Below are 23,006 nucleotides of genomic sequence, written 5' to 3'. Positions count from 1 at the left end.
TCAGGCCGGGCGTGCGACTGTCTCATAATCGGGGGCGGTCCGGCCGGCTTGGCTGCCGCGACATATCTCGGGCGTTTTCGCCGCCGGGTCATGGTCGTCGACGCCGGCGAAAGCCGCGCGAGGTGGATACCCGTAAGCCATAACTGCCCTGGTTTTCCGGACGGCATTTCGGGCGTAGATTTGCTTGAACGACTGCGACAACAGGCCCTGACGGGCACCGTTGACCTTATCGACGGTACAGTTACCGCTCTCCGGCGCGATGGCCCCGATTTTGTCGCCACGGCGTCGTTCGCCGTTCGGGCTCGCGCGGTGCTGTTCGCTACGGGCATCGTCGACACGCTCCCGAACACTCCGGATGCGGCCAGCATGATCGCAATAGGATCGATGCGGCTGTGTCCGGTCTGTGACGCTTACGAGGTCATCGACAAACGTGTCGCCGTGATCGGTCCGGCAGACCAGGCGACAAAAAAGGCCCTGTTCATGCAGACCTATTCAAGCGACGTCACTATACTGGCGACCGACGCGATATCAGGCCTTGACCCCGCCACGGGCGAACTCCTCAAAGCGGCTGGCGTCAGGGTGGAAGAATGCCTGCCGGATTCCGTACGGGCTGCCGGTCCGGGGGCTCGGGTAAGCCTGCGTGACGGCAGATCGCTTTCATTCGACACGATTTATCCTGCCATGGGTTGCACCATACGCTCAAAGCTCGCCATCGATCTCGGCGCGGAATGCGACGGCGCCGGCAATCTCGTGGTGGACTCGCACCAGCGCACCGGCATAGCCGGCCTTTATGCCGCAGGGGACGTGGTCGATGAAATCAACCAGATTGCGGTCGCGTTCGGGCACGCGGCAATCGCCGCCACCGACATGCACAACTATCTTGCAACGACGGACTAAAGCGGCGCGCTTGTACGGAAGCGGTCGGCGCGATGTCGGCCTCCGCGTCGCCGCCAAGCTTGTTCAGAACCTTTGATCGCTGCGCGCTGCACAGGATGCGCTTCGGCTGAGCGAAGTCGACCTTATATACAATGGAACGCCGTCGACTTCGTAAGCGTTGACTGCCATTCAGCGAGTCGCCCCATGCACCTCATCCAGCTCCTGCTTCCCGATCCGACAACGCGGGCCGGCCCTTCCCGCGGGAAGATTTCGATCGGGTCAAGGAGGAGCTTGGCGAGCCGATTTAACGGCGTTACGGCCTACCTTCAGGCGCCTACTGAGCGCCTGGGGCGGCAAGGGACGAAATCCGACAGCGACAACATCGTTATCCTCGAGGTGATGACGGAGGAAATCGATGTCGCGGGCTGGCGCGACCGCCGTAGGGAACTCGAACGAAGATTTCGGCAAGACAAGGTTATCATTCGCTGCATGCCCATGGCGCTCGTATAGTCGACGCCATGCCTTCGACGTCGATCCGCCAGAGCGAATACGATCCCGACAGCCAGATTCTCTCCGTATGGTTCGTTGCGAGCGGCAAGCGCTATGACTACGAGGGGGTCCCTGTGGAGGTCTACACCGCCTTCCGAAACGCTTTGGCGAAAGGCCGCTTCTTCAATGACCACATCCGGGGCCAGTTTCGGTACCGGCTGATCTCGGACGATTAGCGGACCTTCCGGGGAGGCGGCGCTCATGCCCGTCCCGGCGTGGCGCGCCAGCAGGGCACTGAACTCGCCATGCATCCCGTTCCGACGTGAGGCTGGCTGTGATGCAACTCACGCGGCTGCATCAATGTTTCGATGTGAGCTTGCCTTTGATACGGATTCGCTCAGCGCTTAGTAGCTCGTCCTCGCCTTCAAGGCCATTGAGGAAAAGCTTCAGGATATGGGATGCGAGTATCTGTGGCCTGCGGGCTGCTGAGTGCAAGACCATTTTCCGCGCAGGCTGTCCGACAGACGCGGGCGAGCATCTCCAGTTTGTCGGACATGACGACTTGACCAGGAAACAACATGGGTTCCTTCTCGCCAAAAAGTGCATTGGACGCTGGCAAGATGACTCCGCTTGACCGGTTAGTCTTTAAAAAATGATATCGGCCGGCGGCTGGGTCCGAATTGTAGAACGTTTGCAGATTTCGAAAAGTTTGTGGAGGGGCTTTCCCCGGCTGCCGAATAGAGCCGCTTCGCCGCCCTAAGCGTGGCTGCGCGCGCCGTTTGCTGAATGAGCCAAGGGCACGAACGTCAACAGTAGCTTTAGAGATGCGAATCTCAGGACGCGTGACCGTCATCCGCGCCCGGGCTGGTCAGTACCCGTCCGACACCGAGCTGTGTAAACGCGGCCATCGCGATCACGGTACCTCCATTGCCCCGCCCCGCCGGCGTGCCCGATTACCGCGCTAGGTCCCGCACCGACCGCCCACCGCCACGGCGCATTTCACCGGATCGCCAGCTATCGCTGCGCCTGACAACAGGGAGAACATGTGGACACAGGAGGGCCGGTCGACCCTGAAGGCGTCAACCAGGAGAAGGGACCTCAACAAGCCGATCGGGTGTGGAACTGTCTGCCAAATTGCTAGTTCTATGATGGCGGTCTCGGCAGACCGATCAACAGGTGGATTAATCCAGTTGGCTTTCGAGTAACGCCCACCGGGCTGGTATCGCGTCAATTGGGGTGAGACCAAGTCAGGTCTCGCGTTGTGCTGCGGCGAGGCGTAGAAATGACACCGAAAACAAAGTCGGCCACCATCAAACCGTACGGCGGGCCGGCTGGAGGTTGGGGGTCGGCGAAATCCGTCGCCTCGACCATCACCAGAGAACACGTCCCCTTAAAGGGGCCGAAACTCCTGTCGGTTCAGAACAAGCCCCAAGGCTACATGTGTGTCAGTTGCGCCTGGGCGAAACCTTCCCAACCGCACCCGCTCGAGTTCTGCGAAAACGGTGCCAAGGCGACGGCTTGGGAAATCACTTCCCGTAGGGCTGACCCTGCATTCTTCGCCAGGCATACGCTGAGCGAGCTGGAGCGGTGGCCGGATCACAACCTCGAGGAAGAAGGCCGGCTGACTCATCCAATGCGCTGGGATCCTGCCACTGACAAATATGTCCCGGTGAGTTGGATCGACGCATTCGACGAGATCGGCAGGGAACTGCGCGCTCTGGATCCGCGCCATGTCGACCTCTACACATCCGGCCGCGCTTCGCTCGAAACGAGCTACATGTACCAGTTGTTTGCCCGCATGTATGGCAGCAACAATTTACCTGACAGCTCCAACATGTGCCACGAAAGCTCTTCGGTGGCACTTCCCGAGAGCATCGGCGCGTCTGTTGGCACTGCAATCCTTTCGGATTTCGAAAACACCGATTGCATCTTCTACATCGCCCAGAATGTCGGAACGTCGTCGCCTCGCCTGCTCCACGATCTTCAGGATGCCGTAGATCGAGGGGTGAAGATCGTCACATTCAACCTGCTGCGCGAACGCGGACTGGAGCGCTTCGTCAATCCGCAGTCCCCGTCCCAGATGCTCACCGGCAAAGAGACGAAAATCTCTTCGGAGTACTACCAGGTTAACAATGGCGGCGACATCGCCGCCTTGTTCGGCGTTTGCAAGGCGCTGATCGAAGCAGACGATGCCCTGAAGGCATCCGGTCTGAGCACCGTCGCGGGAGATGACGGCAAACCGAAGGACCCTGATAACGCGGCCATGATCGCCTTCGCAGCCTCAATGGCCTCCGCCGACAAAAAACACGTGCTCGATCATGACTTCATCAAGGAGCATACGGCAGGATACGACGAATTCGCTCAGGCCGCACGAACACACCAGTGGGCCGAACTGGAACGTGTTTCGGGGCTCACTCGCGATCAGATGACGCAGGCAGCGGCGACCTACGCGAAAGCGGATTCCGTCCTGATCGTCTATGGCATGGGCCTGACCCAGCACCTTATGGGCGTCCAGAATGTTCATATGGTGTGCAATCTTGCGCTGCTGCGCGGCAATATCGGCAAGCCCGGAGCAAATATCTGTGCCGTCCGAGGTCATTCAAACGTTCAAGGACAGCGCACTGTCGGGATCACGGAAAAGCCCGGCCTGGCGCCTCTGGACAAGCTCTCCGAGCTCTATGGGTTCGAGCCACCTCGCTGGACCGGGCGCTCGACGGTCGAGACGTGCGAAGCAATTATGAAAGGCCAATGTCGCGCGTTCATCAGCCTCGGCGGAAACTTTCTGAAGGCGGTACCCGAGACCGCCGCGATGGAGGAGGGATGGCGCAAACTACGGCTGAGCGTACACATCGCAACCAAGCTCAACCGCAGCCACGTCGTGCATGGGGAGATCGCGTACCTGCTGCCCTGCCTGGGACGCATCGAGGTCGATGAGCAGGCGACAGGCCCACAAGCCGTCTCAATGGAGAGCTCGATAGCCCATTTCCATGGCTCACGCGGCAAAACAAAGCCCGCAAGCGCTGAACTTTTGTCGGAGCCAGCCATCGTCGCCGGCATCGCCAAAGCCACGCTAGGGCAGACAAAGGTTCCATGGGACGCCTGGGTCGGCAACTATGCGGAGATCCGAGACGCCATAGAGCGCACTTACCCTGAAACCTTCAAGGACTTCAATAAGCGGCTGTTCAAACCCGGCGGGTTCGCCAGGCCGCTTCCGGCTCGCGAACGCAAATGGGTAACCCAAAGCGGGAAAGCGAATTTCATCACGCCCGACAGGCTTTTTCCAGATTTGCCGACAGCGCTGAGCAAGGATGTCCTGCATCTCGCAACCCTTCGCTCCAACGATCAGTTCAACACCACAATCTATGGCTACAGCGACCGGTTTCGTGGCGTCAATGGGACCCGCCAGATTGTCTTCATGAACCGCAATGACATTGAGCGTCTGGGTTTCGCGGACGGCGAGACGGTTGATATCACAACGGCCATCGATGAGACCACCGTGCGCAAGGTCTCAGGACTGAGGATCGTTTCCTACAATATCCCCAAGGGATGCTGCGGCGCTTACTATCCAGAGACAAACCCGCTCTTCCCCTTGGCCCACCACGACCCGAAGTCGAAGACGCCCTCATACAAGCTGTTGCCGGTCCGCCTTAGCCGATCGCAGTTAACTCCAGACAGTTGACCCCTTTTGGGAAGAGGACCCGTGTCAGACAGGGTAGTCGAAACTTTGAAGCCGGCATTGGTCGCGGGCGGGGTTTTGCTTTTCATCTGTGCCGGCGGCCTGCTCGGTTGGCTGCGCCAACCGAGAGAGCTTCGTCTCGACCCCCCTGCCGCTGCAGACCTTGACCAGTTTCGGCTTATGCACAACGGCATCAGCGGAACGCCGCCGCAGAGTTACTTCGCGCTTGGCAAGCCCTACGAAGCGGACGCTTATAATCTGAGCCAGGGCAAGCGTCTCTATTCGTGGTTCGGATGCCCCGCCTGCCACGGCGACGGGCGGGGCGGCGTCGGACCAAGCTTTCTTGACGGCTGGTGGCTTTACGGGCCCGAGATGGTTTCCATCGTCGCTTCCATCCGAGACGGCCGGCCTCATGGCATGCCGGCCTTTCGCGACAAAATGACGATTGAGCAGATATGGCAGCTTGCCGGATATGTGCAAACGATCGGCTCCTATACGCCGAAAGTAGCGGCCCCCAGTCGCAACGACGACAAGAACAGCCGCCCGGCCGAGAACCGCGGTCCAGCAATCATCATGTTCGATGAGGGACCGACGGGCGCTCATTTTGACCAAGGACCCTCGCCTTGAGAGCTGTCCCTCCCCTACTAATATCGACGGTGGTCGCGGCCTCAGGCTGTAGCGGCAATCAGTCGGCGCTCGATCCAAACGGCGCGCCCGCCATCCACATCGAACATCTGATCATTGTCATAGTGATCATTTGTACGGTGATCTGGCTCCTGGTGATGGGTGTGCTTGGCCTGGCCATACTGAGGAGGCGCGACAGGCCAGCTGAAGATCCAATTTCCGAGAAGCGGCTGACGACGGTGGTGAGCGCCGCAGTTGCGACAACTGTGATCATCATAGCCGGTCTTACGATAGCGAGCTTCTATACCACGCGCGGCATTGGCGTCCCCGAGGACGCCGCCCTCACAATTACAGTCAGAGGGCAGCAATGGTGGTGGCAGATCTTCTATGCCAGTTCGGGTGCGACGCCGGGCTTCCAGACCGCCAACGAAATTCACATCCCTGTCGGCCAGGATGTGCATCTGAAGCTTGAGAGCACCGATGTCATTCATTCGTTCTGGGTCCCGAGCCTCGCCGGAAAGCAGGATCTCGTCCCCGGCCGCTCGAACGGTTTGCTGCTGCGTGCGGAAAAGCCGGGTGTCTACCGCGGGCAATGCGCTGAATTCTGCGGCCTGCAACATAGCCACATGGCGATCATGGTCGTTGCCGAGCCGGCCGCGGACTATGAGCGCTGGGCGGCGGCACAATCTGGCAATGCAGTAATACCTGCCGCTCCGGATGCAGTGGCGGGACAGGCAATCTTCATGGCAAAGCCCTGCGCAGCGTGCCACACGGTGCGGGGCACGTCTGCCAGTGGCACCACCGGCCCCGACCTGACACATATAGGAAGCCGGCAGACGATCGCGGCCGGCCTCGTGGAAACAACCCGCGGTTCGTTGGCCGCCTGGATTGCCGATCCACAGACGCTCAAACCCGGCAACAACATGCCGATGGTCCCGCTGACCAGCGCCGAACTGCAGAACATCTCCGCCTATATGGAGAGCCTGAAATGACGCCTAAGGACAACCGCGAGATCCGTGATACGGCGTTCGACGCTGCCGAACTCGAGCGGCGCCTTGCGGCGACCTGGACAACGCCGCCAGGACTCTTGGGTGCTCTCTCGACAGTCGACCACAAGATTATCGGGCGCCGGTATATCACCACGGCCTTTGTTTTCCTGGCCCTTGGCGGGCTGCTGTCCTTGCTGATGCGCTTGCAACTGGCGCAACCCGAGGCTCGCTTCATCGGCCCCGATCGCTACAACCAGATTTTCACCACGCATGGAACGAACATGATGTTCCTGTTTGCCGTGCCGGTCATGCAGGCGATGGCCATCTACCTTGTGCCGTTGATGGTTGGAACTCGAAACATCGCCTTCCCGCGCCTCAACGCGTTTTCCTATTGGATGTATCTTGCCGGTGGTCTGCTGCTGTGGATCGCGTTTGTACTCGATACCGGACCGGATGTCGGATGGTTCGCCTACGTGCCGCTCGCAGGGCCTCAATACGCGGCTGGAAAGCGGGCAGACATCTGGGCGCAGATGATCACGTTCACCGAAGTCTCCGCGCTCGCGGTCGCGGTCGAAATCGTGGTGACGGTCTTCAAGCAGCGGGCACCTGGCATGTCGCTCGACCGGATCCCGTTGTTCGTTTGGTCGATGCTGGTCACATCGTTTCTGGTCATCCTTGCCATGCCGGCGATCATGATCGCAAGCACGTCGCTTATCCTCGACCGGCTGGTTGGAACACATTTTTTCAACCCGGCGGAAGGCGGCGACGCGCTGTTGTGGCAGCATCTGTTCTGGTTCTTCGGCCATCCGGAAGTCTACATCATCTTCCTACCGGCGGTCGGCATGGTATCGACCATTGTCGCCACGTTCACGCGGCGCCCCGTGTTCGGTTATCTGGGCATGGTGATGGCGCTGATCGCCACCGGCGTTCTGGCGTTCGGGCTGTGGGTGCATCATATGTTCGTCGCCGGCCTGCCGCGCCTCGGTGAAAGCTTCTTCACCGCCTCAAGCATGGCGATCGCGGTCCCTGCGGGGCTGCAGATTTTCTGCTGGCTTGCGACGATGTGGGCGGGAAAACCGATTTTCAAGACGCCGTTGCTGTTCGTGATCGGCTTCATCGTAATTTTTGTCATCGGCGGCCTGACAGGCGTCATGGTGGCGTCCGTACCGTTCGACACACAGGTCCATGACACCTATTTCGTCGTCGCCCATTTTCATTATGTCCTGGTCGGCGGTGCGGTGTTTCCCCTGCTTGGCGCGATTTACTACTGGTTCCCCAAGCTGACGGGCCGCATGTTGAACGAGACAACAGGGCGCTGGGTATTCGGTCTAATCTTTACCGGCTTCAACCTGACCTTTTTCCCCATGCATATACTTGGACTGCGCGGTATGCCGCGCCGCATTTATACCTACCAGCCAGAAATGCCATGGTCGGGCTTGAACATGTTCATCAGCCTCAGCGCGATCGTTCTTGCTGCCGGTTTCCTTCTGTTTTTCATCGATGCGATACGCAGCGCCAGAGCAGGCGCGACCGCCTCGGCCAATCCCTGGGGGGCCACCACGCTTGAATGGGCGACACCGTCCCCACCGCCGTCCTATAACTTCGCCAAGCTGCCGCTGGTGGATAGCCTTGAGCCGATACATGACGACGCGTTCCTTCCAGCCGCTATCGGCCTGCGCGTCGACCGTCGGGAATTGTTGATCACCAGCGTCGTTGAGGCGGCGCCAGAAGCGCGGGAGTCGTCGTCCGGCGATTCGATCTGGCCGCTATGGGCGGCGCTAGCCACAACGGTGGCTTTGATCTGGTCGATATTCAGCCCCTGGGCAGTCGTATGGGGTTCGATACCTGTCGCGATCGCGCTGATTGGCTGGTTCTGGCCCAAGGACGTGCCGGAGGATGATTCATGAAAGACAATGTCGTCCTCGACCTGTCAGAGCTTCCGCCGCATGGCCTCGGCACTGCGAGCCAATCCTGGTGGGGCACGCTCGCCTTCATGCTCATTGAGGGAACGGGCTTTGCGCTTTCGATCGTCGTCTATCTCTATCTCATGAGCCTGGCACCACGCTGGCCGCTGGACGCCGGACCGCCTGACCTGCTGCCCGGAACAACCCTGACAGCGCTACTCCTGGCAAGCCTTGTTCCCAACATCTTCCTCGCTCGCTGGGCACGAAAGCAAGACCTGCTGAAGGTTCGCGTCGGCCTCATCGTCATGTCCTTGCTGGGGATAGCACCGCTGATCCTACGCGCCTTCGAATTTCCCGCAATGCACATCAAGTGGGATCAAAACGCCTACGGCTCGATCGTCTGGGTCATGCTCGGCCTTCATACGACGCACATACTGACCGATCTGATCGAGACGCTGGTACTGACGTGTCTGATGTTCTCACGCCATGGCGATAACCCACGACGCTACGGAGATGTCAGTGACAATACGATGTACTGGAACTTCGTGGTCGCTACGTGGTTGCCGATGTATGCCTGCCTCTACTGGGTGCCACGGATATGAGTGCAAATCGGCTCCGACACACCGCACTTGTTATTCCCCTCTTAGCGTGGGCTCTGAGCACACAGCTGGGGCAAATCACGCCTTATGAGGACTGCCAGCAGGATGTCCCCTGGACAGCGCTTGCCAGTTGCTTCCTACTTGTGGTTTCGATTGTTGGCCTCGCCGGCTCGCGGGCCACGTTGACGGGGTTGACCAGGACTGAGCGATTTCTCGTCAACGCCAGTTTTCTTATTGCGCTGGCCTTTGTTTTCGCGCTGTCATTGCAGGGAGCGGCGACGATGCTGCTGGACCCATGCCAACGCTGATCTGGGCGCTGCTTTGTTTGATGATCGCTAGCCCGGCGATGGCTCACGGAGACGAGCCGCATGGGTCTTGGCTTCCCTGGACATTCGATCCTTGGATCGTCTTGCCCATTGCGACACTTGCCGCGCTTTACGGCGTCGGCGCTGCAAGGCTGGCGAAACGAAGCCGCCGGCCGAGCGGCATGCTTATCCGCGTTCTGCTATATTCTTGTGGCGTGCTGGCATTGGCGGCAGCGCTGCTGTCGCCGCTTCATTGGCTGGGCGAACATCTTTTTACCTTTCATATGATCGAGCACGAGATTGTCATGGCCGTGTCGGCGCCCTTGATCGTGCTTGCGCGGCCGGCGGGTAGCCTGCTCTGGGGACTACCAGGAAAAGCCCGACGCCTGGCAGGGTCGCTAATGCGTGCACCGCTGATACGAGGGCTATGGAATTGGTGCAGCAGTGCCACAAGCGCAACCGTCATTCATGGCTTGGCTATCTGGGCTTGGCACGTGCCTGTGTTGTTCGACGCGGCCGTGACCGACCCGGCCCTGCATCGCCTCCAGCATCTCAGCTTCTTCGCGACAGCGATGCTGTTCTGGTGGGCGGTTGTCTGGCGAAGCGACTACGGCGCCTCGGCCTGGCATCTGTTCGGAACCATGGTGCACACGAGCGTTCTGGGTGCCTTGATGGCGCTCGCTCCCCGGGTGCTGTACGTCGCGCAAACCCAAACGGCAATGGCCTGGGGATTGACCCCGCTGGAGGATCAGCAACTCGCGGGCATGATCATGTGGGTGCCAGCCGGCACGATCTACGCGGCCGCGGCAATGACTATGCTGGCACGCTGGATTCGTGGCTCAAGCGGACGAAGGACGCAAAATGCCTGACCTGCTCGCGTCGGCAATTGCCCGCACCGTCCTGATTGCGGTGGCCCTAGTGGCCGCATCGGCCGCATTTGTCGCCGTCAACGTCATACGCGACAACGGCACCCAGGCTGCCCTGGCCACAACTATCTCAGGCGGCGATCCCGGACGCGCTCCAGAAATGTTTCGCCGTTACGGTTGCTCTGGTTGCCACACGATCCCCGGCATTCCCGGCGCGGACGGCCAGGTCGGCGCGCCGCTGAGCGGCCTGTCGAAGCGTGTGTACATAGCGGGCGTGCTGGAAAACAATTCCGATAACCTTGTCGCATGGATCGTCTCCCCCCGCAGCTTTTCTCCGCAGACGGCGATGCCGGAAACAGGTATCTCGTCACAGGAAGCCAGAGACCTCGTTGCGTATCTCTACGCGCACTGACCCGCGATCCCGTGAGACCTGCTCGGGCGGACAGAACCTTGAATTCTCGCGACTGCCTCAAGGGCGCGGCGTGGGAATTGGCGGAAGGGCTTTGATGTAACGTGCAATCGCCTGACGATCGCTTTCGGAAAGCAATGCGGTATTGTCGACGACATCGGCCATGGATGATCCCACACGACCGTGGTTGGGCGTCTCGCCGGTTTGAAGCATTGTGGCGATATCGTTTTCCGTCCAATCGTGCAATTTTTCCTGGGTGATGTTCGGGACGAAACCGGTGCCTTGGGGATCGATACCACCGGCAAAGCGAGTGTCGGTTTTGATTGCCCCAGCCGCATTGCGAGTGGAGTGGCACTCTGCGCAGTGTGAAATTGTCTCGACAAGATATGCGCCTCTATCATGCACGGGGTCTCCGTCGAGATGCGCAAGAGTTGAGCCTTGTCGAAAGAACATCATTTTCCAGATTCCGACGGACCGGCGGATACTGAACAGGATCGCTGGATCATGCGGGGGAGGACGCCCCGTTACCTTGGGAAGCGTCCTGAGATAGGCGTAGAGATCCCTGACATCCGAGGCCGTCATGCCCGTGAAACTCGTAAAGGGAAAAGCCGGATAGTAATGTTCCCGCTTGGGGGACACGCCGCCAATGAGCGCGTTTGCCAGGTCGGTGACGGTCCATGCGCCGATGCCATCGACGGGATCCGCGGAAATGTTGGGAGGCCGAAAGGTCCCGAACGGTGAAGCGAGCGCCATACCCCCTCCAAGCTTCAGGCGGTCGGACTGTCCCGGTGTTGCGTGGCAGGAAGAGCAATCACCTGCGGCGAAGACCAGTTCACCGCGCGCGACATCGCCCGGCCCTTCAAACTGGCGATCCTGTTCCGAAAACGGCGGCCGCGCAACGGTCAGGTACCACAAGACAGCGGCGACTGCGCCCGCACATACGAAAAACGCAAGAGAAAATTTCCACGCTGTGCCCCATGTGACCGTCAACCCGCTCTTGGACGACTGCGCCTCGTGCTTACCTTCAATTTTGGCCTTCATGTCGGAAAGCTGCTCGAGGGTGCATCGCAGCCGTGGCCTGATGGGGTCCGAAACATCGAGCTTGTCCCAGGGGATGCGGTACAGGCAATCGCGATGGCGCAGACCAAACAGGTCCAATACCGCGACGCCGATAACCGAGGCAGAGAGCCGCTCGAATGCAGCGAAAATGCCGACATGGAATTCAGTGACCACGAGAGCATCACCGTCACGCTCCGCACATATCTCCTCTATGTGACCGACGCTTCTGCCGCGTAGCGACAACACCCGTCGACCCGCAAGAAGTTCGAGGTTGACAGTGACCATCCTCAGGCTCCCGGGATGCGGCCGATGACGTGATCACGCAGCCAGTCCTGCCAATCGAAGATCGCCGTCCGATGCACGTCGATGTCGACCTCAATGTCCACGCCTATGTCGCGCACCTTCTTCCAAGGTATCCGGTGGGGCTCGGCGTGTCGTTCGCCACCAAGCTTTGCCGCGAGCCACACCATCCAGCGTCCCGGCCGTGAACCAAGACGGCGCGCCAGCGTAATCGATCCAAGTTCTATAGCAACAATCCTGGGCGGCCTGTCCGGCCTCAACTGGGCCATGATCCCATCCACCTTGCCGATCTTGACCCCGTTGCGGTCAACGACCTGCTTGTCCAGTAGATCGCGCAGCAGATCCATCACGAACCTCCGAATATTTGCAAGGGAATGGCCACCACGGCAAGGACGGAACCAAGCGCGATGATGAAGATCACAGCGGCGTTCGAAATCATGCCATTGCGGTGCTCGCCGACATAGCGCTTATCGTTGAGCAAGAAGAGGAACGGGACCACCGTCAGCGGCAGGCTGGCAGCCGTCACGGCCATGGAGAAAATGGTGAGCTTCAGTGGGTCGAGGCCGAGCGTGATCGGTATGGCGGCGAAGAGCAACGACAGCGTATAGACACCACAGAAGGCTGGGTCATCGCGAGGTTTTCGGTCCTCGCCCCACGTCCATCCGAAGCCTTGTGCGACGAGATAGGCCTGCTGCAAGCCGATCTCGAGTGCGGCGCCGAAACATGCTATGGCAAGCGAGGCCACGAACAGAACAAATCCCCAAAAACCGAAGACCGGGATCAGCATCAGTGGCAGTTGATGATAGTCGTTGACCTGGTTTATGCCATGCGCCCCGAGCACAAGCGCGGATACGATCAGCACGCCGACCGAGATCGTGCCACCGAAACTCATGCCAAGCCCCGCTATGGCGCGATTGGTGCCGAGATAGGTTTTGTCCCAGTGATCCTCGACGGCGCCTGAGGAGTAGAACATGAAAAGGTATGGCGATATCGAGGCGCCCAGAATGCTGACAGCCATGAACCAGTAGCTCGCCGCATCATGGTTCGGCAGGCTGGGCAAAGCGCCGGCAGCAACCTGTGTCCAATCCGGTTTCAGCATTACCGCCGCGATTACGAAGCTGAGGGTGACAAGCCCGAGTATGGCAACGCCCTTTTCGATGAAACCGAAAGTGCCTTTCCAGAGGAATAGCCACGCCAGGAACGCCACGGGCAGAGCCCACCACTGAAAGCCAATCCCTGTAGCAACCTCGCCCGCGATAGCCACGCCACCGATCTCTGCCGACATCACCATGAAGTTGACCAGCAAGGTGGCCAATAACGGCCAGAGGAAGGCCTTGAAGCCGAACCTCTCACGGATTCCATCGGTGATCGTGTGACCGCTAACCGCCGCGAATCGGCCGGCCATCTCGACCAGGAAGATGATGCAGATGGTGCCGAGGAGGATTGCCCAGATCAGTTGGAAGCCGAACGTGGCGCCGGCTTGCGCGGCCGTTGCCATCGATCCAACCTCGAGGAAACCGCCAACACTGGTGACGATGCCGAGCGAGATTTCCAGCAGCTTCTTCATGATTTCGGCGCGACATCTCTAGCACGGGCGGCTGCCAGGTCCGTTGCGGCTGTTTCAAGTTCCTGCAGTGCCCCCCTCACCTGTCGTGGGTTGCCAGCGACTACCCCGGCCTGGGCGCGCCTTGCCGCGGCCGACAGCCGGCCGACCGCCGTTATGACCCCACGCCGCTCGGGGGTTTCAGGAGAACTTCCAGACTGCATCTGCTGACTGGCTTCAGCCAACATATCGGCCGTCGACTGCAATGTGGCCGATGCATAGTGTGAAGGAACTGCGCCGGTGGCCCAACTATCCAAAACCAGAACGATCGTCTGCGAAGCCGACGCTGCGATTTTTGTCTGCTGATCGGTAGAGTCTGAAGACGAACATGCGGTCACAGCCAACGTCGTCATCAGCAGGCATTGGCGCCATAGGAAATAGCCAGCTCGTTTTGTGACGCCTGGCATTAGGGCCATGGGAGCCACACGCTTCGCCTGCGGCCAATGTTGTTTCGGCTGGTCTGCTTTGAGGCATTCAGATGGGGGACGACGGACATGGGCTGAAGCCTTCCTCAGCCGGAAGCGTATCTAGGGAGGGTGCGTGTAAGCAGTGACATCAGGAACCCCGGACTGTCGATTTGGGATTCCCGGGAAATCGGATCACATCGCTCGGCGCGGGTCTTTGACATCCCGGAAGGATTGGGCCCGGCCTGCTCGCCACTGTGCCCACACGGGTATAACTCCATAACGCCCGGTGCCGACAGAAGAGCCCGTTGCTTGAAAAGGCGCGTGAGTTCAGGGTGGAGTCCATCGCTTCGATGTGAGGCTACACCGTCAAGAAATACCAGAAGCTTCATAGCCGTAATCTGCCGCGTTTTGCGGCTCCTTTCTCTCATCTCTAAAGCTGTTGCGGTCCGAAGGTTCCGCCATGCGCAGAAATTCACCGGACTGCGTTACCGGGCGCCCGCTGGCCACATTCGGGGGAATCACAGCAGGCCGGGTTGAGACGAGCGCATCCGATCCCGCTCATTCACGGCCCCAGTTGGAAACGACTCTCCAGCTCGATAGTAATTGGGGCTAAGTCGAACAGCCGCTCGACCGGTTCCGAAAGTGTCCAGGATCTGAAGAAGCCGCTCCTTAGATGGCCCGGCGGTCGCGGCGGCCATTTGGCACTGCTCCCCAGAGCAGGCCAGCATCTCGGCGACGGAGAGAGCCTGACGGGGGCAAAGTCGATCAGGCAAGATGCTTTGACGACCAATAGCAAATTTACTCCAGCAGCGCGGCGGTCCTGTCCAGCGCTTGGGAAGCCGTTCAGCGATAGCGCCGGGTTCGTCTCCTTGCCGCCGTCCGCGACCACCTTGACCTCAAGGCGGCTCCCTTGCGCAGCGCCGCCAGGGTCTCGTTGTCGAAGCTGAGATCGACGATGCAGCGCCCGGAGAGACAGGTGCGGAAGCGAACGTTGGAAGCGCGGCGCCGTCGTCAAACTGCAGCCTTACGCCCTGGTCAAGCGCCAGGCCGAACGGCAGCACGAGCGTTCCCTGGACGACCTGGTTATTGGGACGGAACTCAATGGCACGCGGTGACGCGACTGCGCATCGGTCCGCTCCTGCGACAGCATGCAAGCCCTGGCCGCCGTGCCGTTCTGCGTGGTGAGGTTGCAAGACACCGTCCAGTCGCCATGTGCATCGGCGACGGTCGCGACGATCGCTGTCGCCAGCAGCGGGCCGACGCCGGGGATCTCAATCAATCTGCGACCAGCTCGGTCTCACTCGCGCTCGCCAGAACCATTCGATCGTTCTCGAGGATCTGTTTCTTCACGACCCTGAGCTGCGCCTCGAGCATGCGAGCAAAGCCGCGTCTCAGCTGGTATCCTGGCGTCGTTCTCGTCGTTGTCGACTGCGAGAAGTGGTTCGATCCATTCCGTCCGATCGGGCCCCACGCCCTGGCCTGATGGCCTCATTGTCATGACAGTCCGCCATAGATCGGGAAGGCCGGACTTTTTGGCCGACTACCCACAACGATGGATCGAGGCATCGCTCCTGCGGCGTCAGCGCCGGCCGACACCAGTTGCGAAGCGCGAGCGACCGGAACGGGTGCCAGGTCCGCGCGTTGTTGACAAATCTACTGAACGCGAAGCCAGGAGCGCGCCATGGGCCTGTTTACGAAGGATATCAAGACTATGGACGATTTGTTCCTACATGTTCTGCAGGACATCTATTATGCGGAGCAGCAAATCTTAAAGACGCTTCCCGACATGGTCGAAAAGGCAACCAACCGGGATCTGACGGCGGCATTCAAAGCGCACCTCGGCGAGACGGAAAAACACGTCCAACGTCTTGAGCAGGCCTTCGAATTGATCGGCGAAAAGCCGAGGGGAACGACCTGCCCAGCAATCGATGGCATCATCAAGGAAGCCAACGAGATCGCCGGCGAGGTTGCCGAGAAGAAGGTGCTGGACGCCGCCTTGATCACCGCAGCGCAGGCCGTCGAACACTATGAAATCACTCGCTACGGAACTCTTGTCTCTTGGGCGCAGGAGAGCGGAAAGGAGGCCGTCGCCCGGCTTCTCACCACGACACTCAATGAGGAAAAAGCAGCCGACAAGAAGCTGACCGGGATAGCTGAACGAAAGGTCAACGCTAAGGCCGCCGGCTGATCGACGAAGGCTTTTTTTGATGAACGCGCGTGGTGAACAAACCCGATCGCTCTGGATGAAGATCGACGTCTATCCTGACGCGCCGAAATTCTTGGGAAAAAAGAGCTGCGATACCGTGATTATTGGATCTGGGATCGCTGGGCTGTCCGTCGCGTACGAGCTTTCCAGCACTGGGCATAAGGTGATCGTTATCGATCGCGGTGCAATCGCCGGCGGTATGACATCGCGGACGACAGCACATCTGGCGCCGATCTGCGATGACGGCTTGAGCGCGCTGATCAACTTGCGCGGCGAAGAGACCGCTAGGCTCTTCCAGGAAAGCCAGGAAGCCGCAGTTGCACGCATCCAGCAGAATGTCGAAGAGCTGGCGATCGATTGCAATTTTCGACGGCTGGATGCATTTCTCTTTCCCGCGATGGGGGTTGGGCTGGAAGAAGCCCGGGATCAGCGCAAACAGGAATTCGATGCGGCACGAAAGGTGAGAGCGGCGGCCGAGTTGGTGACCGGCGTGCCTCTGAAAGGTTTCGAGACGGCGCCCGTGCTCCGTTATCCCAACCAGGCCACCTTCCACCCGCTTCGCTATCTCCGTGGCCTAGCCACGGCGATCCGCGACAAGGGCGGTCGCATGTTTGCCAATAGCCCCGTTATTTCCGTCGAGGAATTGCGAGAGGGCCGCGTACTGGTCTCGACGGTGAATGGCGGTGTGATCGAAGCGGCGTCGGCGGTGGTCGCAACGAATTCGCCGATCAACGACCGCTTTCAGCTTCACACAAAAATGTCGCCATATCGTACTTATGCTATGGCATTCACCCTACCGCGGGGTGATATACCCGACGCGCTGTTCTGGGATACCGGCGACCCCTATCATTACGTCAGAATGGATCCCGGGCCCGGCTCGGTCGACTACCTGATAGCCGGAGGCGCCGACCACAAATCCGGCGAAGCCGACGATGGCGACGTTCGCTTTGAGGCGATCGAGGCTTGGATACGTGCGCTCGTGCCAGCTCTGGGCAATGAGGTGACGCGTTGGTCGGGGCAGGTTCTCGACACGATCGACTACTGCGCGTTCATCGGGCTTAATCCCGGCAGCAAGTCGGTCTATGTGGTGACGGGAGACTCCGGCCAGGGCATGACGCACGGCGCGCTGTCGGGCATGCTCCTGAAGGATCTGATCGTGGGTAAGGAGAACCCCTTGGCCGCAGTGTATGAGCCGTCGCGCAAGATGTCCTCCGGCGTGGTCAACTATGTCCGGGAAAACCTCTCCGCGGTCAAAAATCTAGCCGGCTATCTGCTGCCGGGCGAATTGAAGTCACTAAAGGAGCTTGTCCCTGGTCAAGGCGGAATTCTGCGCGAGGGCATTCACAAAATTGCCGCCTGCCGCGACAGGAGCGGGAAACTGCATCTGCTTTCACCCGTCTGCACGCATTCAGGATGCGAAGTGGTCTGGAATTCCACCGAGCAGTGCTGGGACTGCTCTTGTCACGGTTCGCATTTCGCTCCCGACGGCACCGTACTCAACGGCCCTGCTGTCGCGCCTCTAGAGCCCGCGGGCCGACCTGCCGAAGGGAAATGATGTCCATAGTCGAACGCGGAAAGAAGCTCGACGAGAAGATTACCGGCTGGCGGCGGCCATCAAATGACGATGTTGATGGGCTCGGGCGCTCTCGCAAGCAAACACATTACCGCTTGAAAGACGACGGTCTTATACCCAATCTGGTTCGCACCGCTGATGAAGTTTACCTGCGGCTGCACGGCCCGCAACGCTGGTACCGGCACGACTATTCGGACGACGAGCTGACCGAGTGGGCCGTAAGAATCAAGCAATGCGGCGCGCGAAGAGCCTGGGTCTATTTCAACAACGATTGCCAGGGCTCTGCGCCCTAAAATGCTATGACCATGCGCCGGGTGCTCGAACAAGTCGAGCCTGTCCAATGCGCCAGTAGCTAAAGCGTCACTCTTGCGGCCGTTCTTTCATTGCCAGATAGGCCGCCCCGAGCATGATTGCGGGCCATTGTCAGCTAAAGCATGGAGGCGAACCATCGCGCGTTTCGGGAGTTCCTTATCGGTATGTTCGAAAATTTTGTACTTGAGATAGTTGAAACTGAACGCGGGCCGATCAGGTTACGGCACGGAGGATCTGGCCCGCCGCTACTTCTCATCCATGGACATCCTCGGTCGCATATGACTTGGGGGCGGGTTGCGGAGTTGCTATCCGGAGACTTTCGCGTCGTATGCCCCGACCTTCCGGGATTCGGACGCTCCTACCAACGGGTAGACGATCCCAGCAGCAGGTTTTCATCGAAGCGGGAGAAATCTTTTGCGCTCGTAGACCTAATGGAACGGTTAGGCCACCACGCCTTTTTTGTCGCCGGACATGATCGTGGCAGTCTCGTCGCCTTCAGAATGGAGATGGATCATCCCGCAGTGGTGCGAAAGTTGATTGTCGTGGACGGGCTGCCCGTTATTGAGCATCTGGAACGTACTGACTGGCAATTCGCCTACGACTGGTTCCACTGGTTCTTCTTCGCGCAGCCCGAGAAGCCAGAACGGGCCATAATGGCCGACCCGATGGCTTGGTACAACACCCTGCGACCAGAGCTCATGGGACGCGAGGCGTATGACGAGTTGGTGTCGCTCATCCATGATCCCGATGTGATCCATGGCATGGTCGAGGACTATCGTGTTGGCATCAGGATTGACCATCATCATGACCGCGAAGATCGAGGCGCTGGGCGAAAGGTGCGTTGTCCAATGCTCTGCCTCTGGTCGCTCGACGATGACCTCGAGCAGATCTATGGGGACCCTGTAGAGATCTGGAGGCGCTGGCGGCGGACGTACGCGGCAACGGAATCAAAAGCGGGCACCACGTCGCCGAAGACGCTGCTCTCGCAGCGTCCTTCAGAGCTTTCTATAATCAGCCCTGAGTCTTATCGGATCCACTCTGGTGACACAGGGAACGAATTTTCGCGTACTCCGTTTGCAGAGGTTAAGCTGAAAAGGAATTGGGATGAGCGAACGACAACTGGGCAACGTTGTCGCCTTAGGTGACTTTGGACCTTCCGGATCCGGCGGGGATTTTGACTATCACGATTTCTTTGAGAACGGTGGTGTTGCACTCCATTTGGTCAGTGCAGATGGCGTCATTCTACATGCCAACAACGCTGAACTGGACCTGATTGGGTACCCTGCAGAGGAATATGTCGGCCGCCATATTGCCGAGTTTCATTCAGACCCGGAGGTGATCGAAGATATTCTGGATCGCCTGCTCCGTGGCGAAAAGATTGCGAGGTATCCGGCGCGGCTGAGAGCTTTTGACGGCTCGATCAAGCACGTCGAAATCACGTCAAGTGGCAGTTTCCGCGACGGCAAGCTGGTCAACACAAGATGCTTCACCGTTGATGTGACCGACCTGGAGCGGGTCCGCAGCGAGTTGAGACAAAAGGACAGTACCTATCACCAGATTTTGGATGCGCTTCCCGTCGCCATTTACACTACTGACGCGCATGGCACGATCACCTATTACAACCGCGCCGCATCGAACCTTGCAGGCCGGGAGCCCGAAATCGGTAAGGACAAATGGTGTGTCACCTTTAAGCTGTTCACGCTCGACGGCAAGGAACTGCCGCACGACGAATGCCCGATGGCAATTGCGCTCCAGGAGAACCGGCCCGTTTACGGCCAGCAGGCCGTAGCTCAACGTCCGGACGGGTCATTCTTCCCGTTTCAGCCCTATCCAACTCCGATACAAGACGAGACCGGCAATTTGATTGGCGCAGTCAACATGCTGCTCGACGTTACTGACCGCCAACGGGCCGAGGAGGTGCGTCATCATCTCTCAGCGATTGTGGAATCCTCGTTCGATGCAATCGTCAGCAAAGATCTGAACACGATCATTACGAGTTGGAATCACGGTGCCGAACGGCTGTTCGGCTACACCGCCGAAGAGGCCATCGGGCGATCCGTGACGATGCTTATCCCCGATGACCATCAGGACGAGGAACCCCGTATCATTGAACGCATCCGCCGCGGTGAAAGGGTTGAGAGCTTCGAAACGGTCCGGAAGCGAAAGGATGCAAGTCTCTTCCCCGTCTCGCTGACGATATCGCCTGTGCGCAACGCAGCCGGGCAGATCATCGGCGCGTCGAAGATCGCCCGGGATATCACGTCAGCGAAAGAGAGTGAGCATCGCATCCGAATGCTGATGCGCGAGGTCAACCATCGGGTCAAAAACCAGTATTCCGTGATTCTATCGATGATCAGGGAAACCAACAAGCGAGCCGAAAATCCGACGGACTTCGAACGGCAGGTTCGCGAGCGGATCATGGCTCTATCGCGGTCGCACGATCTGCTTGTTACGGGCGAGTGGAAGGGCGTTAGCCTTTTGGAACTCCTGTTGTCGCAGACCAAACCATTCGGCAATGAGGGCCGGATTTCCGTGTCTGGACCCTCCGTTATTCTGGACGCTAATGCAGTCCAGTATCTTGGGATAGCGTTTCACGAACTGGCCACCAATTCGGCCAAATACGGGGTGCTATCGGGCGATCGTGGAGCAATTTCGGTCACATGGGACGTTTCGGGTTTGGGCGCTCAGCGGCTATTCCAGCTTACATGGAATGAAACAGATGGCCCAAGAGTTCAGACCATTGGACAGGGCGGATTTGGGATTGTGGTGCTAAAGCGGGTTGCTCCCGAGGCGGTTGGAGGAAAGGGCAATCTCGATTACGACGAGCATGGAATTGTCTGGACGTTGGAAGCCCCGCTCACTGCGGTGGAGGCCTCATTAACTGAGGCTTAAATCATTGGGCGCTCCCCAGGGCAAATCCGGGCCGTCACTGCTTTGGCTCGTCTCACGGACCGGCGATCGGGGCGGGCCGGTTAGGCTCGAGGTCCACAGCATGCCGCGAAACTGAGAAATTCGCGACTTGATCGACGTCTTCCCAATGCAGCTGTGGTGTTTGCCCCCCCCCGCAGCCTCGTGGCTCAACCTGCCGCCAGGATCGCTACGGCCGCATCCGCTCCCTGCGACGACCGTTATGATTGATGTAAGGCCGTCCTGCCGTCTCGTGCTGGAGGACGGCTTCCTGTCGCTCCGCACCCGGCCGGGATGCGCTTGGACAGGCGTTGTCTCAAAAGGCGGCGAGACTGAGCGACCGTATTAAAGGCCTGGGGCTTGCCCGTCCAGCGCCAGGACTTCTGCTCCCTTCGACCTCGATAGTGGCCAGCATGCGCCCGTAGCGGTCGGCGATCTGCCGCTGGCCGGGTCGACCAAGTAAATGGAGAATGGTCGCGTTGGCCATGCGCCGCTTGGCGGTCAGACCAAGCCGAAGTTCCGCGTCGCGTTGGTATTCGGGTATTTCCGGCGCGTCGATGTTGGCAATCCCAGCCGGAGTGTGTTCGGTAGAGAATGATCGTGTCGCCATCGATCAGGACAGGCCGACCAGAAAACATCAAAACGATGCAACGCGGCTCGCCCAAGGCAAACGCTTCCAACGTGCTCCTCATCGAACGTAATGTCGTTACTTCGGCGGTTGGGCATTAGGGAACAAAATGGGCACGCGAACGTAGAGGTCTGGATTCAGCGAGAGGTTTCGATGCGCACTCACTTGGTTGGCAAGCATGACATTCGTTGCGGGAGTGTGCGGGGGCCCACAATCGAAGCTCCGAGCGATGCCCGGTTCGTCGAATAGCTAGTGCGAGAGTCCACTTCCCCAGACCGTAACCTGCCAGGGGGCGTTGTTTCTACGGCGCTCGGTCGCCTACATCTCCAAGACGACGACGAGTTGAGCCAAGGCCGGGCGTGCGACTGTCTCATAATCGGGGGCGGTCCGGCCGGCTTGGCTGCCGCGACATATCTCGGGCGTTTTCGCCGCCGGGTCATGGTCGTCGACGCCGGCGAAAGCCGCGCGAGGTGGATACCCGTAAGCCATAACTGCCCTGGTTTTCCGGACGGCATTTCGGGCGTAGATTTGCTTGAACGACTGCGACAACAGGCCCTGACGGGCACCGTTGACCTTATCGACGGTACAGTTACCGCTCTCCGGCGCGATGGCCCCGATTTTGTCGCCACGGCGTCGTTCGCCGTTCGGGCTCGCGCGGTGCTGTTCGCTACGGGCATCGTCGACACGCTCCCGAACACTCCGGATGCGGCCAGCATGATCGCAATAGGATCGATGCGGCTGTGTCCGGTCTGTGACGCTTACGAGGTCATCGACAAACGTGTCGCCGTGATCGGTCCGGCAGACCAGGCGACAAAAAAGGCCCTGTTCATGCAGACCTATTCAAGCGACGTCACTATACTGGCGACCGACGCGATATCAGGCCTTGACCCCGCCACGGGCGAACTCCTCAAAGCGGCTGGCGTCAGGGTGGAAGAATGCCTGCCGGATTCCGTACGGGCTGCCGGTCCGGGGGCTCGGGTAAGCCTGCGTGACGGCAGATCGCTTTCATTCGACACGATTTATCCTGCCATGGGTTGCACCATACGCTCAAAGCTCGCCATCGATCTCGGCGCGGAATGCGACGGCGCCGGCAATCTCGTGGTGGACTCGCACCAGCGCACCGGCATAGCCGGCCTTTATGCCGCAGGGGACGTGGTCGATGAAATCAACCAGATTGCGGTCGCGTTCGGGCACGCGGCAATCGCCGCCACCGACATGCACAACTATCTTGCAACGACGGACTAAAGCGGCGCGCTTGTACGGAAGCGGTCGGC

17 protein-coding genes and 1 pseudogene are annotated in these 23,006 nt (G+C 59.5%); 15 read left to right on the top strand and 3 right to left on the bottom strand.

The window, feature by feature from the left end:
* The 9 genes from EN861_RS32955 to EN861_RS32910 form a co-directional block, all read left to right on the top strand.
* A partial coding sequence (locus EN861_RS32955) for an NAD(P)/FAD-dependent oxidoreductase (RefSeq protein WP_348630916.1) occupies positions 1–897 on the top strand: 897 nt, incomplete at its 5' end.
* 497 nt (positions 898–1,394) lie between these two features.
* Positions 1,395–1,601: a KTSC domain-containing protein gene (locus tag EN861_RS32945; RefSeq protein WP_135867646.1), complete on the top strand. Its 207-nt coding sequence runs from the start codon at positions 1,395–1,397 to the stop codon at positions 1,599–1,601.
* Between the two features lie 1,046 nt (positions 1,602–2,647).
* Positions 2,648–5,044 (top strand): FdhF/YdeP family oxidoreductase, encoded by a 2,397-nt coding sequence (locus EN861_RS32940; protein ID WP_135867645.1) that lies wholly within the window; start codon positions 2,648–2,650, stop codon positions 5,042–5,044.
* A gap of 57 nt (positions 5,045–5,101) precedes the next feature.
* The gene (locus EN861_RS32935) at positions 5,102–5,668 is read left to right on the top strand and encodes a cytochrome c (RefSeq protein WP_245512163.1); all 567 of its coding nucleotides are present in this window, start codon (positions 5,102–5,104) and stop codon (positions 5,666–5,668) included.
* Positions 5,665–6,657 carry a cytochrome c oxidase subunit II gene (gene coxB / locus EN861_RS32930; RefSeq protein ID WP_135867644.1) on the top strand — a complete coding sequence of 331 codons (993 nt, stop codon included), beginning with the start codon at positions 5,665–5,667 and terminating at the stop codon, positions 6,655–6,657. The genes EN861_RS32935 and coxB overlap by 4 nt, the downstream gene beginning before the upstream one ends.
* Positions 6,654–8,561 (top strand): cytochrome c oxidase subunit I, encoded by a 1,908-nt coding sequence (ctaD, locus tag EN861_RS32925; RefSeq protein WP_135867643.1) that lies wholly within the window; start codon positions 6,654–6,656, stop codon positions 8,559–8,561. Before coxB ends, ctaD begins: the two co-directional genes overlap by 4 nt.
* Positions 8,558–9,160, top strand: coding sequence for a cytochrome c oxidase subunit 3 (locus EN861_RS32920; RefSeq protein ID WP_135867642.1), 603 nt, complete (start codon positions 8,558–8,560; stop codon positions 9,158–9,160). Before ctaD ends, EN861_RS32920 begins: the two co-directional genes overlap by 4 nt.
* 292 nt (positions 9,161–9,452) lie before the next feature.
* Positions 9,453–10,331 (top strand): cytochrome c oxidase assembly protein, encoded by an 879-nt coding sequence (locus EN861_RS32915; protein WP_135867641.1) that lies wholly within the window; start codon positions 9,453–9,455, stop codon positions 10,329–10,331.
* The gene (locus EN861_RS32910; RefSeq protein ID WP_135867640.1) at positions 10,324–10,740 is read left to right on the top strand and encodes a c-type cytochrome; all 417 of its coding nucleotides are present in this window, start codon (positions 10,324–10,326) and stop codon (positions 10,738–10,740) included. The genes EN861_RS32915 and EN861_RS32910 overlap by 8 nt, the downstream gene beginning before the upstream one ends.
* Before the next feature lie 57 nt (positions 10,741–10,797).
* On the opposite strand, the gene EN861_RS32905 is transcribed toward EN861_RS32910, so the two are convergent.
* From EN861_RS32905 to EN861_RS32890, 3 genes are all read right to left on the bottom strand, one after another.
* Entirely contained in the window at positions 10,798–11,643 is an 846-nt protein-coding gene (locus tag EN861_RS32905; RefSeq protein WP_245512162.1) for a cytochrome c, read from the bottom strand.
* 440 nt (positions 11,644–12,083) lie between these two features.
* Positions 12,084–12,443, bottom strand: coding sequence for a PRC-barrel domain-containing protein (locus EN861_RS32895; protein WP_135867639.1), 360 nt, complete (start codon positions 12,441–12,443; stop codon positions 12,084–12,086).
* Positions 12,443–13,663: an Nramp family divalent metal transporter gene (locus EN861_RS32890; protein WP_135867638.1), complete on the bottom strand. Its 1,221-nt coding sequence runs from the start codon at positions 13,661–13,663 to the stop codon at positions 12,443–12,445. Before EN861_RS32890 ends, EN861_RS32895 begins: the two co-directional genes overlap by 1 nt.
* A gap of 2,124 nt (positions 13,664–15,787) precedes the next feature.
* Between EN861_RS32890 and EN861_RS32875 the strand changes: the two genes are divergently transcribed.
* The 6 genes and pseudogenes from EN861_RS32875 to EN861_RS32850 all read left to right on the top strand — a co-directional run bounded on the left by EN861_RS32875 (position 15,788) and on the right by EN861_RS32850 (position 22,977).
* Positions 15,788–16,294, top strand: a complete 507-nt coding sequence (locus tag EN861_RS32875; protein WP_135867637.1) for a ferritin-like domain-containing protein — start codon at positions 15,788–15,790, stop codon at positions 16,292–16,294.
* Between the two features lie 19 nt (positions 16,295–16,313).
* The gene (locus EN861_RS32870) at positions 16,314–17,867 is read left to right on the top strand and encodes an FAD-dependent oxidoreductase (protein ID WP_135867636.1); all 1,554 of its coding nucleotides are present in this window, start codon (positions 16,314–16,316) and stop codon (positions 17,865–17,867) included.
* On the top strand, positions 17,867–18,178 hold the full coding sequence (locus EN861_RS32865) for a DUF72 domain-containing protein (protein WP_189343793.1): 312 nt from the start codon (positions 17,867–17,869) through the stop codon (positions 18,176–18,178). Before EN861_RS32870 ends, EN861_RS32865 begins: the two co-directional genes overlap by 1 nt.
* A 183-nt stretch (positions 18,179–18,361) precedes the next feature.
* Positions 18,362–19,218 (top strand): annotated as a pseudogene (locus EN861_RS32860) (alpha/beta hydrolase).
* A gap of 83 nt (positions 19,219–19,301) precedes the next feature.
* Positions 19,302–21,089: a PAS domain S-box protein gene (locus EN861_RS32855; RefSeq protein ID WP_135867634.1), complete on the top strand. Its 1,788-nt coding sequence runs from the start codon at positions 19,302–19,304 to the stop codon at positions 21,087–21,089.
* 985 nt (positions 21,090–22,074) lie between these two features.
* The gene (locus tag EN861_RS32850) at positions 22,075–22,977 is read left to right on the top strand and encodes an NAD(P)/FAD-dependent oxidoreductase (protein ID WP_135867633.1); all 903 of its coding nucleotides are present in this window, start codon (positions 22,075–22,077) and stop codon (positions 22,975–22,977) included.
* Positions 22,978–23,006 lie beyond the last annotated feature (29 nt).

It is taken from the genome of Mesorhizobium sp. M8A.F.Ca.ET.218.01.1.1, from assembly GCF_004791165.1.
GTDB lineage: Bacteria > Pseudomonadota > Alphaproteobacteria > Rhizobiales > Rhizobiaceae > Mesorhizobium.
This window is presented reverse-complemented; position numbering and strand designations above follow the sequence as displayed.